The organism is Ruegeria sp. CH2 (genome assembly GCF_056537065.1).
Map to the genome: position 1 here is coordinate 44,501 of NZ_JBQFQV010000004.1, position 12,703 is coordinate 57,203.

13 protein-coding genes and 1 tRNA gene are annotated in these 12,703 nt (G+C 59.3%); 4 read left to right on the forward strand and 10 right to left on the reverse strand.

Translation table 11 applies throughout. The features are described 5' to 3' along the window. Nucleotides 1–271: 271 nt before the first annotated feature. The 3 genes from ACR0M9_RS07915 to ACR0M9_RS07925 all read right to left on the reverse strand — a co-directional run bounded on the left by ACR0M9_RS07915 (nt 272) and on the right by ACR0M9_RS07925 (nt 1,158). Nucleotides 272–348, reverse strand: a tRNA-Arg gene (locus tag ACR0M9_RS07915). A 21-nt stretch (nt 349–369) separates the two neighbouring features. After that, a complete protein-coding gene (locus tag ACR0M9_RS07920) occupies nt 370–846 on the reverse strand; it encodes a GNAT family N-acetyltransferase (RefSeq protein WP_267366437.1) in 477 nt (158 codons plus the stop codon). Next, nucleotides 847–1,158 (reverse strand): ETC complex I subunit, encoded by a 312-nt coding sequence (locus ACR0M9_RS07925; protein WP_480518575.1) that lies wholly within the window; start codon nt 1,156–1,158, stop codon nt 847–849. Nucleotides 1,159–1,427: 269 nt separating this feature from the next. On the opposite strand from ACR0M9_RS07925, the gene uvrB reads away from it, so the two are divergent. After that, entirely contained in the window at nt 1,428–3,614 is a 2,187-nt protein-coding gene (gene uvrB / locus ACR0M9_RS07930; RefSeq protein WP_480773282.1) for an excinuclease ABC subunit UvrB, read from the forward strand. Between the two features lie 79 nt (nt 3,615–3,693). Next, nucleotides 3,694–4,344, forward strand: a complete 651-nt coding sequence (locus ACR0M9_RS07935) for a hypothetical protein (RefSeq protein WP_480773283.1) — start codon at nt 3,694–3,696, stop codon at nt 4,342–4,344. A 178-nt stretch (nt 4,345–4,522) separates the two neighbouring features. Here the strand turns inward: ACR0M9_RS07935 and ACR0M9_RS07940 are convergent, their stop codons facing one another. Then, nucleotides 4,523–4,813: an antibiotic biosynthesis monooxygenase family protein gene (locus ACR0M9_RS07940; RefSeq protein ID WP_209507883.1), complete on the reverse strand. Its 291-nt coding sequence runs from the start codon at nt 4,811–4,813 to the stop codon at nt 4,523–4,525. 256 nt (nt 4,814–5,069) lie between these two features. Here ACR0M9_RS07940 and ACR0M9_RS07945 point away from each other — a divergent pair, with 256 nt between their 5' ends. Both ACR0M9_RS07945 and ACR0M9_RS07950 read left to right on the forward strand, forming a co-directional pair. Then, complete coding sequence (locus ACR0M9_RS07945) at nt 5,070–5,861, forward strand: formate/nitrite transporter family protein (protein WP_480773284.1); 792 nt, start codon at nt 5,070–5,072, stop codon at nt 5,859–5,861. A gap of 111 nt (nt 5,862–5,972) precedes the next feature. Next, nucleotides 5,973–6,680 (forward strand): ORF6N domain-containing protein, encoded by a 708-nt coding sequence (locus tag ACR0M9_RS07950; protein ID WP_480773285.1) that lies wholly within the window; start codon nt 5,973–5,975, stop codon nt 6,678–6,680. Nucleotides 6,681–6,701: 21 nt separating this feature from the next. On the opposite strand, the gene ACR0M9_RS07955 is transcribed toward ACR0M9_RS07950, so the two are convergent. The 6 genes from ACR0M9_RS07955 to ACR0M9_RS07980 form a co-directional block, all read right to left on the reverse strand. Then, on the reverse strand, nt 6,702–7,130 hold the full coding sequence (locus tag ACR0M9_RS07955; protein ID WP_480773286.1) for an excalibur calcium-binding domain-containing protein: 429 nt from the start codon (nt 7,128–7,130) through the stop codon (nt 6,702–6,704). A gap of 132 nt (nt 7,131–7,262) precedes the next feature. Further along, complete coding sequence (locus ACR0M9_RS07960) at nt 7,263–7,670, reverse strand: universal stress protein (protein ID WP_209507891.1); 408 nt, start codon at nt 7,668–7,670, stop codon at nt 7,263–7,265. Nucleotides 7,671–7,734: 64 nt separating this feature from the next. Continuing rightward, nucleotides 7,735–8,061 (reverse strand): antibiotic biosynthesis monooxygenase family protein, encoded by a 327-nt coding sequence (locus ACR0M9_RS07965; RefSeq protein WP_209507893.1) that lies wholly within the window; start codon nt 8,059–8,061, stop codon nt 7,735–7,737. Between the two features lie 141 nt (nt 8,062–8,202). After that, on the reverse strand, nt 8,203–10,491 hold the full coding sequence (locus ACR0M9_RS07970; protein WP_480773287.1) for a glycosyl hydrolase family 28-related protein: 2,289 nt from the start codon (nt 10,489–10,491) through the stop codon (nt 8,203–8,205). A 138-nt stretch (nt 10,492–10,629) separates the two neighbouring features. After that, the gene (locus tag ACR0M9_RS07975; protein WP_480773288.1) at nt 10,630–11,031 is read right to left on the reverse strand and encodes a DUF4864 domain-containing protein; all 402 of its coding nucleotides are present in this window, start codon (nt 11,029–11,031) and stop codon (nt 10,630–10,632) included. A 48-nt stretch (nt 11,032–11,079) separates the two neighbouring features. Further along, nucleotides 11,080–12,654, reverse strand: coding sequence for a lysine--tRNA ligase (locus ACR0M9_RS07980; RefSeq protein ID WP_480773396.1), 1,575 nt, complete (start codon nt 12,652–12,654; stop codon nt 11,080–11,082). Nucleotides 12,655–12,703: the final 49 nt, after the last annotated feature.

A 12,703-nucleotide genomic window follows, 5' to 3' on the forward strand; every position in this document is an offset into this window, starting at 1 on the left:
ACCGCGCAAAAACCCGGTCTGATCTCAACAGGATTGCACTGCCTGACACGCATATTTCCGCGCAAATGCCAACCTACGGGAATCCCCCAATATCGCCGCACGGTGAATCACGTTAGATTGTACGTAAGGAACACATACTACCACTCTGTGACCCCCTTAGAGGGGCTGGCATGACCCCCTCGTCCAGCCCCTCATACCACACCAAACAGCCACAAAATCACGACGCGCCGACCAAAGCAGGCGCATGTCCGGTATAGATCTGGTTTGCAAATGGCGATCCCTGAAGGACTCGAACCCTCAACCTGCTGATTAGAAGTCAGCTGCTCTATCCAGTTGAGCTAAGGGACCGCTGCGCCCTTCTTGCGGTTTTTACCCGCGGGGTTCAAGAGGCAAGCGCATGAATGCGCTGTTGGGATCATCAACATATCCAAAGATAGGCCCGCAATAGGAATATCCCAGCGACTCATACAGCTTGCGGGCGGCATCATATTCGCGAAGATGGCTCGCCCCGGTCTCAAGAACCAAAGCCTCGCACCCCTCTGCGCCGGCCTGTTCAGCCAGATGCACCATCAGCACGCGCGCCAGCCCGCGCCCTCTTGCCTGCGCCAGAATATGCACTGATTTTACTTCGGCGGTTCCATCGGGCAGCGCTTTCAGCGCACCGCATCCCAATGGCTGCTGTCCGTCAAAAATGGCCCAGAACCGCACCCCCGGCCCGGCCAAGGCTTCAGCATCCATCGTGTGGTTGCTTTCCGCGGGTCCCGCGGTTTCACCATGGGCAAAATGCGCATCGACAATCGGGCGCAATACGTCCGATGTCGGGTCAGCCTCTCGGATTTCGATCATTCAGTGCGTCCAGGGGGCACGCCGGTCGGTTGCGAAATTCTCGCCATAGCCCCGCGCACGCAGATTGGGTTTGCGCTTGTGCGGCTCGCTGACCTCAGCATCGATACCGTGGGCCTTGGCATAATCCAGCGCCTCTTCCCTCGTGTCGAACTTCAGGCGCACCTGAGCCTGCGTGTCGCTGGACGACGTCCAGCCCATCAGCGGATCAACCTCGCGCGCCGAGGCCGGGGCGTATTCCAGAACCCATTTGCGGGTCTTGGCCATCCCCGAGGTCATCGCATTTCTTGCGGGCTGGTAAATCCGTGCGCGCATGTCGCCTCTCCGTACTCACTTGGCTGAGCCCGTTTATGCGTCAGAGCGCGCCCGGGGGCAAGATTGCAATTGTCGCGGCCCTCGCCCGCGAACTCATGCCAGAAACTGTCATCAGGCTGGGATAGGATCGCGCCAAACAAACGCAAGAACATTACACCATCTCACCCCCGCACAGTCTCAGACCGCATTGCGCGCAATGAATTCGGATCGGCCCTTGCAGTTGGACAAAATAAGAACAAATGTAAGGGCCTGACGCCCGGAGCCTGCCTATGCCATACGCCCATTCCGACAAGACCCAATTGACCGCCGAAGACGTGCGCGCCCGCCTGAAACTGGAAGGCGGCAGGCAATTCGTGATGCATACCGAATTCAATCCGGCGGGCGATCAGCCCACGGCGATCAAGGAATTGGCGGGCGGCGTGCTGGACGGGGAACGCGATCAGGTGCTGCTGGGCGCGACCGGAACGGGCAAGACCTTCACCATGGCCAAGGTGATCGAGGAAACCCAGCGCCCCGCCATCATCCTGGCCCCCAACAAAACGCTCGCCGCGCAGCTATACGGTGAATTCAAGGGCTTCTTCCCCGAAAACTCGGTGGAATATTTCGTGTCCTATTACGACTATTACCAACCCGAAGCCTATGTGCCGCGCTCTGACACCTACATAGAAAAAGAATCCCAGATCAACGAACAGATCGACCGGATGCGCCACTCGGCCACGCGGGCGTTGCTGGAACGCGATGACGTGATCATCGTCGCCTCGGTCAGCTGCATCTACGGTATCGGCTCGGTCGAAACCTACGGGGCGATGACGCAGGATCTGAAGGTCGGTCACGAATACGACCAGCGGCAGGTGATGGCCGATCTGGTGGCCCAGCAATACCGCCGTAACGATCAGGGGTTTCAGCGCGGCTCGTTCCGGGTGCGGGGCGACAGTTTGGAAATCTGGCCCGCCCACCTCGAAGACCGCGCCTGGAAACTGTCCTTCTTCGGCGAGGAACTGGAACAGGTCACCGAATTCGACCCGTTGACCGGCGAAAAAACCGACACGATGGACCATATCCGGGTCTATGCGAACTCCCACTACGTGACGCCGAAACCGACGATGCAGCAGGCCATCATCGGGATCAAAAAAGAACTGCGGACGCGCCTCGACCAGCTGGTCGGCGAAGGCAAACTGCTCGAGGCGCAGCGGCTGGAACAGCGCACCAATTTCGATCTGGAAATGCTCGAGGCCACCGGCGTCTGCAACGGGATCGAGAACTATTCGCGCTATCTGACCGGCCGCGCGCCGGGCGAGCCGCCCCCGACCCTGTTCGAATTCATCCCCGACAACGCCATTGTCTTTGCCGACGAATCCCATGTCAGCGTGCCGCAGATCGGCGGCATGTACCGGGGCGACTACCGGCGCAAGTTCACGCTGGCCGAACACGGGTTCCGCCTGCCGTCCTGCATGGACAACCGGCCCCTGAAGTTCGAGGAATGGGATGCCATGCGCCCGCAATCCGTCTTCGTCTCGGCCACCCCCGCCGCGTGGGAGCTGGACCAGACCGGCGGCGTCTTCACCGAACAGGTGATCCGCCCCACCGGCCTGCTGGACCCGCAGGTCGAAATCCGCCCCGTGTCGATGCAGGTCGACGACCTGCTGGACGAGGTGCGCAAGGTCGCCGCCGATGGCTATCGCACATTGGTCACGACGCTGACCAAACGCATGGCCGAGGATCTGACCGAATACCTGCACGAACAGGGTATCAAGGTGCGCTACATGCATTCCGATATCGACACGCTGGAACGGATCGAGATTTTGCGCGACCTGCGTCTGGGCGCGTTCGACGTGCTGGTCGGCATCAACCTGCTGCGTGAAGGGCTCGACATTCCCGAATGTGGGCTGGTCGCCATTCTGGACGCCGACAAGGAAGGCTTTCTGCGGTCCGAGACCTCGCTGGTCCAGACCATCGGCCGCGCCGCGCGCAACGCCGATGGCCGGGTGATCATGTATGCCGACAAGATCACCGGTTCGATGGAACGCGCGCTGGCCGAAACCGACCGCCGCCGCGCCAAGCAGATGGCCTATAACGAGGAACACGGCATCACGCCCGCGACCGTGAAAAAGAATGTCGAGGATGTTCTGGCCGGGCTTTATGAGGGCGACGTGGACATGAACCGCGTCACCGCCACCATCGACAAACCGATGCACGGTGCCAATCTCGAGGCGCACCTGAACGGGCTGCGCGACCAGATGCGCAAAGCCGCCGAGAACCTGGAATTCGAAGAGGCCGCTAACATCCGCGATGAAATCAAACGCCTGGAAGCGGTCGATCTGGCCATCGCCGACGACCCCATGGCCCGCCAATGGGCGGTCGAGAAAGCCTCGGAAGATGCCGTGAAATCGCGTGGGCGGTCTACGGCTGGACGGCCGGGGCAAAGGGGTGGGAATGTTAAGCGGCGGAAGAGGTAGGTTAAAACGCAACTGACGGTTGCAATTTGCCTCAAAGCAGGAAATCTATCTTCTTAGACAATCGGTTTAGGAAAGTTTTTTGATCACGCTTCTTATTGTAGTTGGACTGCTCGGAACAATTTCACTCCTAGCAATGGTTTGGGTATGGGTAAGTGTGCTCGCAGGATGGCGCGAAGCGTCGCCCGGCAGAAGTATATCAATGCTATGGTTCGTGCTCCTTTTGATGATCATCTGGGGACTTGGAGTAGATTCGAGCTTTAGCGGCTTACGAATGCTGGCGCTCGCTGTATGGCCCGCCTCAATCCTATTTTTACTGGGAGATGCTTTAACCGCGAGACTTTTTGTTTTTTTCTTTGCGGCGTTGATTTTACTGTTTTTGGTGGCCGCAGCCGCTGCGATCATGCCGGGCAAGGCAAAAATACCGACTATTATTGTTGGCGCAATGCTTACAGTGATAGGTCCGGTCGCGTTGCAAAGCCTGCAAGTGCAATGGCAAATGAAAAGATACGCGAAAGCATCCGAGTTACGCATCATAGAACGTTCGTCTTTGTTCAAGTCCATTCGAGAACGCTCCGACGGTTACCAGTCCCCACATGGCGTCGCGTGTAACAGCGAGAATTGGCCGTTTCTTTGGAGTTATCGGCACAGAGACTGGATCGCACTGCCGTCCAACACCCGTTACGGCGGTGATACTAGGGAAAGAGTTATGAGCGTTTGCCTGAGTAGGTAAGTCACATCCCACACTCCACCCTTGCAGCCCAGCGCGCACTGCTCCACGTTTGAATTCACAAATTGTGTTTCCAAGCGGTTGCCATGACGAACCCGAACACCCTGGCCAGACCACATGAGGTCCAAATCGCTGTTCTCTCCAAATAAAAGAAAGGGCGGGTCTATCCCCGCCCTAACCGCTACCCCTTATCCCAATGGGCAATCACGTCGTACCCAACCGGCGTCGGTGGGCCTTCCATGAATTCGGCGAAATGGCCCCACAACTCGGCCACTTTGGGTGCGTTTGCGTTCGAGGTCGCCTCGCTTTCGACCACCGAGATCACATAGCCTGAACCATCCTCGTTCATCACGTTGGTAAAGCTGTGCATGCCGGGCATACCCATGATGTCGGATTTCAATTCATTCATCTTCGCCGTCGCCGCCTCGCGCGTACCGGGCTTCATTTTGTATTGGGTAATTCGTGCAAACATCACTTTCCTCCGTCGTCTGGCAAAATTGCCATGTAACACGGCCGGAACGGCCCCGCCGCGCGTACTCTAGCACGGCAGTCCGAAATCTCGCATTGATACCGGCGATTTGCGCCGATTTTCAACCATACACCGCACTGCATCCGGGTGGCTGTCCCTTCAGGGTTGCAGCCTCGCCCCCAGTGCGGTTGTTTTTGCACCGATGGATGCTTGATCCCAATCAATGCCGCACCACGAATGCGTCGGCAAAGTGGGTCCCATGCAAACACAGAACCCAACCGGAATTGACGCCTACAAACCAGCCCAGATCGCCGAGCTGGTTGAAACCGCTGGTGTTGCCAAGGCACATCTCACGGTCGGTCAGACGCTGACTCTGGCGATACTCGCGGGTGTGTTCATCGGTTTCGGCGGGGCCGCCTTCACCATGGTCATGACCGGCGTTGACCCGGGGTTTGGACCGGCCCGCTTTCTGGGTGGCGTCGTGTTCTCGCTGGGCCTGATCCTTGTGATCGTCGGCGGGGCCGAGCTGTTCACCGGTAACGCCCTGATGACCATCGCGGCGGTGGATCGGAAAATCTCGCCGCGCGCCCTGCTGCGCAACTGGGGGCTCGTGTACCTTGGGAATTTGGTCGGGTCTATCGCGCTGGCTCTGGCCGTCGCTGCAACCGGTTTGCTGGACGGGCCCATGGGGGCCACCGCATCAGCAATCGCAAATGGCAAGGCCGACCTCTCTGCCACCCAGGCGTTTGCCCGCGGCGTTCTGTGCAACGCGTTGGTCTGCCTTGCCGTCTGGCTGAGCTTCGCGGCCAGAACAGCGGCGGGCAAGATCATGGCGGTACTCTGGCCCATAGCGGCGTTTGTCCTCTTGGGGCTCGAACATTCGGTCGCCAATATGTACCTGCTGCCGCAGGGCGCGCTTGCCGGTGCCGACCTCGGTTTTGGCGCGGCCATGGGCAACCTGTTCTGGGTCACGATCGGCAATATTGTCGGCGGCGCAGGCGGCGTCGCGCTCGCTTATCGCTTTGCCTATCTGCGCAAGATACCCCAATGAACACGCCCACCATCCGATCAGGGACGCGGCAAACCCCGGCATTTCAAACTTGCACCCCGCCCCACCCTCCTCCACGTTTGAAATCACAAATTGTGATTCCAAACGGCTGCCATGACGAACCCGAAAAACCTGCCCAGCGCGCATGAGGTGCAAAGCGCCATTCACAGGGTGCGCGGCACCCGTGTGGTGCTGGCCGAGGATCTGGCGCAGTTCTACGGAAAATCCGTCAGTGCCTTCAATCAGGCGGTGTCGCGCAACACCGACCTGTTCGAGGGCTACCGCTTTCAGCTGACCGATGCCGAGGTCGCTGATTTGCAATCACAGAATGTGATTTCAAAACCCAAAGGCCGCGGCGGGCGGCGGGTCAATCCGTGGGTCTATACCGATTACGGCGTGGCCATCGCCTCGGCCCTGTTCAAGGACCCGCGCGCGATCAAGATCACGCGGATGATCACCGAAGCCTTTGTTGATGGCGCGAACGCTCTGGCCGAGGTTCCGCGCAACCTGCCGGAAATCCTGCCGCCCGAGGATGCACCCGCCCCGCTGCTGCCCAATGGCGACCAACTGCGCGAACTGGCCGAAAACATCCTCGATTCCGGCCAGCAGAGCCTTGTCGATTATATCGCCAACCCCACCACCAAGCGCCAACAGGCCGTGGCCGTGATCATGAAGACGCTGGCCGAAACCGCCGGGGAAGAGGTCCGCACTCAACAGGAACGCCTGCGCCTGCGTATCGCCGAACGGCTGGCCACCGGCGATTATGCCAGTGACGACGATCGCAAAGGGTTGTTGGAATTGCTACAGGCGATGAAAGGCTAGCCCCTTCCCGCCCCCCGAAAATCAGGGGCGCACGAACTTGGCGCTTCCCACCGACCGTTCGCGCGGCTTTGGCTGGTCCTGCGCCTGCACGGTGGTCGCGCGTGGCAGCTCCAGCTCGGCATACCCGCAGGCCACCCCGTCACCATCCGGGTCGTTGCGCTCATGATAGCCCGGCTGCCCAGCGCGGAACGGACCGATCCCCATGGCCTGTGTCGCATCACACCCCGCCAGCGCGATCAGGTGGATCACCGCCTCGTCCCGCTCATAGCCCGAGGTGCGCAGAAAGACGCCCGTGGCAATCAGCACGGTCGTCAGCGGCAGCAGCAGAACCATGATCAGGACTCGCAGCGGGGACAGCGCCTGCCGCCGCGCCGCCTCGGCGCGCTGGTGTCGTCTGGCCGAGCGCGGGTTCAGATCAGGTGCTTCCTGCGAGGGTTTCTTGAACAACATGCCCCGACCCATAAGGGCAATATGTGGCAAAGCCGAGGCAACTCAGTTCCACCGGGTTCAAAAAATCTGGCCCGGCCCAAAACCACCGCCCGCACAGGCACAATTTTGCTTACTGCCGGTGATGTCCGACCGTTACCGGACCACATGTACCGCGCAAGGGGCGTGGCGTACGATATGGGACGCGGTTGACCCCAGCAGCAGATCCTGCATCCCCGGCCGGTGCGAGGCCACGATGATCAGGTCCGGGTGATGCGCCTCGGCCCAATCCAGAATGGTCCGGCCGGAGTGCCCTTCGACCACCACGCCCGTGGCATTCGGCAATTGCGACGCCAGCGTATCAAGCTCTGACTGAATCGCCTTTCGGGCCTCGGACAGATATTCCGCCGGCATGTACGAGATTGCATAATTCGGAATATGCTCAACCACATGCAGCAATGTGACCTGCGCGTCCGGCGTGGCCAGAACCCGGGCCAGTTTCAACGGCCCGGACGTATCTCTTTCGGCATCGAAAGAGATCGGAACGAGAATGTTGTGATACATAGCATGCGCCTCCGTTTTGCAGACTTACTTTGAAACAGACATGCACCGCAGGCTTTGATTCAGGTCAGGTAGAGCCAAATGTCTCTGCAACGTCATACATGACCGGCTCAAAGCTCTTGCACAGCTCGTTGATCTTGCGGTTGCGGTCGCGCATCTCGGGGGTCCGCAGCATGGCCAGGAAATCCTCGCGACGTTGCCATTGCGAATAGTTGGCAATCCGGGTTTGCGCATCATTCACATGAAGCCCCGCAGAAACAAAGCCGGGCTGCTTCGAGATGAACTCGGAATAGGCGTCGGTCAGCGCTTCCAAAAGGTCCTGACAGGTGCCGGGCGTCATTTCAAACGTGGTGATAACTGTCTGAACACTGGCGTTTTTGGCGATTTTCGGCATCGGGATTCTCCATTTCTTTCCCCAAGCCTAGCACATCAGATTGAAACGTCGCCTATTTCCTTGCCGATGCGCCAATCGGCGCTTTTCTGCGCCCGTTTATCAGGCGGCTGGCCACCCCGGATTGGGCGGCCAGCCGCTGTTTCAACGCTCCATGCGCATCGTGACCGAGACTTCGCCTTTCAGGTGATCCGGCCAGCGCAGAATAAGACTGTCGCCACTGACCCCCTGTTCGGTCAGAACATGAGGGGCCGAATAGACAAGGTTGTTGAACACCCCGGTCAGCGACCCGATGGCAGTGACCCCGTCGCAGCCGCGCGCCTTGCCGCCAAATGGCAATTCCCCGTTTGCCGAAACCGCCCAGATATTCGCAACCGAGTTCTGCTGGCTGCGGACGCGCAGCGGGTTCGAGGATCTCTTGCCAATCCCGTGATAGGTATTGTTGTGGTAGGTCACGTTCGAATGCCTGTTATTGTCCAGATCGGCAAAAGACGTATCGACCCGTTCCGCCCGCTCAATCGAACCGCTGGTGGCGCGGAACTTGTTGCCGGTCACCGTCACGCCATTCAGGTAATGGCCAGCGCCATAGGGGCGGATGATGATATAACTGAACCAGGCCGGTGCATCGCTTGAGAAAAAGATATTGTCCGTGATGCTCATCGAACTGAACGAGAATCCACTGGTATAGTTGGGTGCCGCATCGCGTTCATTGGTCCATTCGATAAAGCAGTTGTCGACATAGTTCTCGGCAATGGTCGAGGTGTTGTAGGTGCCGATCATGATCAGCCCTGCGGTGCGGACCCCTTGCGGGATGCCATCGCCCTGGAAGAAATGGTTGCCCAGAACCAAGTTGGTACCGCCGCCCAGAACGGCAAAATGCTTGAACCGTACCGCCCGATTGTGACGCAGCTTCACATCGTTCGAGTTGGTGTTCAGCCCGATGGAATTCCGGTCCGTCACGTCAAGCGCTTCTTCTGAGGACAAGAACTGGCAATTGTCGATCAGCAGCCCCTTGCACCCCGTCGCGGTCGAGGTCAGTCCCCGATCCTTCGGGCGACTGATAAAACAGTCCTTCAACGAAAATGTGCTGCCCGAGGCCGCCAGACGAATGCCGCTGCACCGGCTGTTGCACTGAAACTCGATCTGTTCCATGCCGAATTTCCGCAACGTATCGAAACCGCTGAAATCCAGCAGGTATTTGAACGACTGAAAGGTAAAGGTCTGGGTACCGGCGGCGTCATAGATGGGCGCACTCAGGGTTATCTCACCGGCACCTATGTTCTTCGAGCGCACATAAACCTCACGCCCGACACCACTGCCCTCAACCAGCGATCCTACCGGAATATTGGCCACATTGGCGACATTGGTCAGGCGTGTCTTGTCCGACGGGTCATAGGTGGCGACAGAGGTGAAGGTTTCGGTGTCCCAGGCGGTACCGCTTTTGACATCGAACTGCCCGTTACGGATCACGCGCCGCGTGGAAAAGCCGCTTTGCTTGTTGGGAACCGCAGCGGCCATGTCGATCGGCGCGGAAACGGAAATCTTGCGCCCGCCCAGATCCAGCGAGTCATGATCCGAATTGTTCAGCAGAGCCTGAAACGCCTTCTTGAAGGCCAGCTCCTCATCTCCGAACGCCTCGATATATGCGGGCAGATGGAAATCCTTGGTCAGCAACAGCATCTTGTCATCCGGCATGGTGACGGTGCCTTCGAATTCAATTTCCGCATCGATGCTGGTGTTCTCCGCAAGGTGATAGCTGCCTTGCGGAACAAAGACCCGGCGGCCACCGGCGGCCTGATCCGCCGCCTCAAACGCAACCGAGTCATCCGTCACACCGTCACCAACGGCACCAAAGTCGCGCACATCGACCAGGCTGATCATCTCGCGCAGAAAGAACCCGGTGACATCGGTGATCTCAAGATCATCGACGCGCACCAGCGCGCCGTTGGCCCCTTCGATATCCAGGCCGAAATGCCCGTAAAGGGCAGCCAGCCCCCAGGGCATGTCCACGCCCGGGCGCTGGCCAGTGCCGACAATCGCGGTGATCTCGTGAACGGTGCCATAGCCCGACAGCTGGGTGGCCGGCCCCTGTTCCACAACACCGGCCACATGCACATCACCCGCGCCACCGGCCCAGGCTGCAATGCGCACCGACGGCAACGGGCCGCTGATCGCCTTGACCCGGGCTTTGATCTGCAAATAGCAACCGGGCAGGATCGGCGTCTGCCCCATGTAACGCAATTGCTGGGTTGTGTTGACCTTCAGGATCTCAAGACAACCGGCAAAATCCGCATCCGCCGGAACAAATACCCCGGTGCCGGACCCGCCATATGTGGGCGACCCGGGCGTTCCGTCCCCCGCAGACCAGACGGTCAGACCATTCGCGAATTGAGGCGGCATGAACACGATGCCGTCGGTGATTGCCTTGTTCATTGAAAACCCTTTCCCAATCGCGCCGCGCAAATCCGGCGACGCGTTCAAACCCCGTGTTCAGGTCCGCCCCGAACGCGACAGTCTGGATATCGAAAAGGAATTAACCACGGTTCATCTCACCGTGACGGTGGTGTTGCCTCAGGCCGCAGGGTCAGCCGCACCCAACAGTTGCACCCCGTTGATCTTCCAGCCTTCCGTCAGCGGGATCATCTGATAGTCCAGAAGATGCACCCGCCCGTTACCGTCCGTAATCATCACCTTCTGCCACAGCGCGCCGTCAACCTCGCGCAGTTCCAGAAAACGCACATCGGCAGGACGCCAGACCATGGGATAGCCATTGCGCACCATCGCGCCGAAATTGTCGGGGTTTCGGAACAGACGCTGGATGTTGGGGCTGGCAAAGGTGAAGGCGGTCGCAAAGTCATCCGCTCGGAAGGCCTGTATCTGCGCCGCGATATTGGCCTCGATCTCGGCACTCTGCGCAAATGCGCCTGACACCAGCCCGGCGCACAGGGATAATGCAAGCAGTAGTCGACGCATGGGGCCACCTCCTGTTCCAAGGATAGCCCCATGCCGGTTCAGGTCAAATCAGACCAGCTCTCCGGCCAGTGCCTTGTCGATCAGCGCGATGGTCTCGGGCACGCCGTAAAGCGCGATAAAGCCCCCGAAACGCGGCCCTTGCGAGGCCCCCAGCAGCACCTCATAAAGCGCCGAGAACCACCCTTTCATTGGATCAAACCGCTCGCGGCCGATGGCATAGACCACCGATTGCAACGCTTCATCTTCGGTCGGGCCATCATATGCCTCAAGCGCCGCCTTCAGCGCTTCCAGCGCCTCGCGCTCCTGATCCGTCGGCGCGCGATGCTTGCGCGTCGGCTTGACGAAATCGTTGAAGTACCGCACGGCGAAACCGGCTGCCTTGTCCAGATCGGGATGGCTCTCTGCCGTTGCCTCGGGCGCATAGCGGCGAATAAAGCCCCACAGCGCCTCCTTGTCTTCGGCACCGGAAACCGATGCCAGATTCAGCAGCATCGCAAAGGGAACGATCAGGGTCGACTCCGGCACGTCACCGCCGTGAATATGCCAGACCGGGTTGTTCAACTGCGCCTTCAGGTCCTGCCCCGGATAGGCGCGCAGCTGCTGATGATACTCATCATAGGCTTTCGGTATCACGTCGAAATGCATCCGCTTGGCCGTCTTGGGCTTTTGGTACATGAAATAAGCCAGCGACTCAGTCGGCGCATAGGTCAGCCATTCGTCGATCGAGACACCATTGCCCGACGATTTCGAAATCTTCTGTCCGTTCTCGTCCAGAAACAGCTCATAGCTGAAATGCTCGGGCGCGCGTCCACCCAAGGCCCGGCAGATCCCGTCATAGATCTTTTCGTTGGTCGCGTGTTCCTTGCCGTACATCTCGAAATCAACGCCCAGTGCCGCCCAGCGTGCCCCGAAATCCGGCTTCCATTGCAGCTTCACCTTGCCGCCAGTGACGGGAACGGTCCATTCCTTACCGTCTTCATCATCGAAGGTGACGGTGTAGGTCTCGGCGCAGACTTTTTTCATCGGCACATACAGAACCCGCCCGGTTTCCGGGTGGATCGGCAGGAAGATCGAATAGGTCTGCTGGCGTTCTTCCCGCAGGCTTTTCAACATGATGGCCATCACGTCGTCATAGCGTTCAACCGCACGCTTCAGAATCTCGTCGAACTGGCCCGAGCGATAAAAGTCTCGCGCCGAATAGAACTCGTATTCAAACCCAAAGGTATCAAGGAACCGGCGCAGCATCGCGTTGTTGTGCTCGCCAAAGCTGTCATACTCGCCAAACGGATCAGGAACCGAGGTCAGCGGGCGCTGCAAATGCTCTTCCAACGCCTCGGGGTTCGGCACGTTACTGGGAACCTTGCGCATCCCGTCCAGATCGTCCGAAAAACAGATCAGCTTGGTCGGGATGTCCGACAGCGCCTCAAAGGCACGCTTGACCATCGTGGTCCGCGCCACCTCGCCGAACGTGCCGATATGCGGCAGGCCCGACGGGCCATATCCGGTTTCAAACAGCACATACCCCTTTTCCGGAGCACCTTTCTGATAGCGTTTGAGCAACCGGCGCGCCTCTTCAAAGGGCCAGGCCTTGGACGACATCGCGGTTTCGCGCAGTTCAGACATTTCAATGTGCTCCATTGGGGAAACGGTCGCGGCTGCACCACGCAACCCG

Excerpts from the sequence above, each read along its gene's own strand:
- ACR0M9_RS07920 (WP_267366437.1), bottom strand. The coding sequence starts at position 846 with ATGATCGAAATCCGAGAGGCTGACCCGACATCGGACGTATTGCGCCCG.
- ACR0M9_RS07925 (WP_480518575.1), bottom strand. The coding sequence starts at position 1,158 with ATGCGCGCACGGATTTACCAGCCCGCAAGAAATGCGATGACCTCGGGG.
- uvrB (WP_480773282.1), top strand. The coding sequence starts at position 1,428 with ATGCCATACGCCCATTCCGACAAGACCCAATTGACCGCCGAAGACGTG.
- ACR0M9_RS07940 (WP_209507883.1), bottom strand. The coding sequence starts at position 4,813 with ATGTTTGCACGAATTACCCAATACAAAATGAAGCCCGGTACGCGCGAG.
- ACR0M9_RS07945 (WP_480773284.1), top strand. The coding sequence starts at position 5,070 with ATGCAAACACAGAACCCAACCGGAATTGACGCCTACAAACCAGCCCAG.
- ACR0M9_RS07950 (WP_480773285.1), top strand. The coding sequence starts at position 5,973 with ATGACGAACCCGAAAAACCTGCCCAGCGCGCATGAGGTGCAAAGCGCC.
- ACR0M9_RS07955 (WP_480773286.1), bottom strand. The coding sequence starts at position 7,130 with ATGTTGTTCAAGAAACCCTCGCAGGAAGCACCTGATCTGAACCCGCGC.
- ACR0M9_RS07960 (WP_209507891.1), bottom strand. The coding sequence starts at position 7,670 with ATGTATCACAACATTCTCGTTCCGATCTCTTTCGATGCCGAAAGAGAT.
- ACR0M9_RS07965 (WP_209507893.1), bottom strand. The coding sequence starts at position 8,061 with ATGCCGAAAATCGCCAAAAACGCCAGTGTTCAGACAGTTATCACCACG.
- ACR0M9_RS07970 (WP_480773287.1), bottom strand. The coding sequence starts at position 10,491 with ATGAACAAGGCAATCACCGACGGCATCGTGTTCATGCCGCCTCAATTC.
- ACR0M9_RS07975 (WP_480773288.1), bottom strand. The coding sequence starts at position 11,031 with ATGCGTCGACTACTGCTTGCATTATCCCTGTGCGCCGGGCTGGTGTCA.
- ACR0M9_RS07980 (WP_480773396.1), bottom strand. The coding sequence starts at position 12,654 with ATGTCTGAACTGCGCGAAACCGCGATGTCGTCCAAGGCCTGGCCCTTT.